This window comes from Furfurilactobacillus curtus (assembly GCF_045862785.1).
In the GTDB taxonomy this organism is placed as follows: domain Bacteria; phylum Bacillota; class Bacilli; order Lactobacillales; family Lactobacillaceae; genus Furfurilactobacillus; species Furfurilactobacillus curtus.
Map to the genome: position 1 here is coordinate 323 of NZ_BQXO01000032.1, position 683 is coordinate 1,005.

Consider the following 683-nt stretch of genomic DNA (forward strand, 5'->3'; position numbering starts at 1 on the left):
AGAGCGATAGTTACAGCTATACGAGCCGTTCGCTCATGACGCCCGATGAAATTATGCGGATGCCCGAAGACCAGAGCGTATTAATCTTTAGTAATGCACGGCCGGTCAAAGCTACAAAAGCGTTCCAATTTAAACTATTTCCAGGGGCTGATCATTTGGTTAACTTGTCACAGAATGAGTATCAAGGCCAACCAGAAGCCAGCCAAGAAACCAACTTTAAGAATAAGGTAGATAAGTGGAATCAGACGGTTAAAGCACAACACCAAGCAAAAAAAGACGATCAAACAACCGATGACGAAGAAGACAAATTGCAGGACAATATCGATCAAGAATTAGAGTCTAGACATAAGAAAATGCTTGGATAATGGAGGACATATTAATGAAAAAATATCGGAAATATATAATCGCTGTGATGACAGTGTTGCTGATTGTTGTTGGTCTTACCGCTTGTGGGAAGTCTACAGCACAGGATTTGCAAAGTAATAAATGGTATCTCAACCAAAAAGGACAAAGCTACAAAACCCAATTTAATAAAAAAACAATGATTATTGAAAGCCCCTTGATGAATGTAAATGCCAATTATTCAGTCAGTAATACTTCTGGTAAAGAATATTTAAAAGTAAATACTGATGATGAGAAGAATCAAAAACTTAAATTAACTCAAATTAGCGATGGTTATAAAG

General features: G+C 36.9%; 2 protein-coding genes. Both read left to right on the top strand.

Going from position 1 to position 683, the window contains the following annotated elements; genetic code table 11:
- Nucleotides 1-365, top strand: a 365-nt coding sequence (locus tag ACKTR2_RS10265) for a type IV secretory system conjugative DNA transfer family protein (RefSeq protein ID WP_407885041.1), incomplete at its 5' end; no start/stop codon positions are given.
- A 14-nt stretch (nucleotides 366-379) separates the two neighbouring features.
- Nucleotides 380-683 (top strand): hypothetical protein (locus ACKTR2_RS10270; RefSeq protein WP_407885043.1); only part of this gene is annotated, 304 nt, incomplete at its 3' end.